This window comes from Pseudomonas sp. 1D4 (assembly GCF_001728925.1).
Taxonomy (GTDB): domain Bacteria; phylum Pseudomonadota; class Gammaproteobacteria; order Pseudomonadales; family Pseudomonadaceae; genus Metapseudomonas; species Metapseudomonas otitidis.
In genome coordinates this window covers 1-993 of the sequence record NZ_LXJQ01000124.1, presented here as the reverse complement: position 1 = coordinate 993, position 993 = coordinate 1, and the positions used below count along the sequence as shown (strand labels likewise).

General features: G+C 70.8%; 1 protein-coding gene. It reads right to left on the bottom strand.

Features of this window, described 5'->3' with window-relative positions; translation table 11 throughout:
• A partial coding sequence (locus A7D27_RS26845; RefSeq protein ID WP_069566681.1) for an acetyl-CoA C-acyltransferase occupies positions 1-989 on the bottom strand: 989 nt, incomplete at its 3' end.
• Positions 990-993 lie beyond the last annotated feature (4 nt).

Here is a 993-nt window from a genome sequence, read left to right as displayed (position 1 = left end):
TCCTGGCCCACGGACAGGGCCTGGGCGGCGAAGGCTTCGTTGGCTTCGATCAGGTCCAGCTCGGCCAGGCTCCAGCCGGCCTTCTCCAGGCAGCGACGGGTCGCTGAGACCGGGCCGATGCCCATGATCGCCGGGTCGACACCGGCGCTGGCGTAGCTGGCGATGCGCGCCAGCACCGGCAGGCCGAGGGCCTTGGCCTTGTCGGCGCTCATCAGCAGCACGGCGGCGGCGCCGTCGTTGAGGCTGGAGGCGTTGCCGGCGGTGACGCTGCCGTCCTTCTTGAAGGCCGGCTTGAGCTTGGCCAGGGACTCGGCGGTGGTGCCGGCGCGGGGCTGCTCGTCGGTGGCGAAGGCGATGGACTCGCCCTTCTTCTGCGGGATCAGGATGGGGGTGATCTCATCCTTGAAGCGCCCGCCCTCGATGGCCGCGCAGGCCTTCTGCTGGGAGGCGGCGGCGAAGGCGTCCTGGGCTTCACGGCTGATGCCGTACTGCTCCACCAGGTTCTCGGCGGTGATGCCCATGTGGTAGTCGTTGAAGGCGTCCCACAGACCGTCCTGGATCATGGTGTCGACCAGCTTGGCGTGGCCCATGCGCAGGCCGGTGCGGGCACCGGGCATCACGTAGGGGGCGAGGCTCATGTTCTCCTGGCCGCCGGCGATCACCACCTCGGCATCGCCACAGCGGATGGCCTGGGCCGCGAGGTGCAGGGCCTTGAGGCCGGAGCCGCAGACCTTGTTCAGGGTCAGGGCCGGCACGGCGTGGGGCAACCCGGCGAGGATGGCGGCCTGGCGGGCGGGGTTCTGGCCGCTGCCGGCGGTGAGCACCTGGCCGAGGATGACCTCGTCCACCTGGGCCCCGTCGAGGCCGGTCTGGGCCAGCAACTGGCGGATCACAGCGGCGCCCAGCTCCGGCGCGGGGATGTTGGCCAGGGCGCCCTGGAAGCTGCCGATGGCGGTGCGGGTGGCGGCAACGATGACGACGTCTTGCATGTTT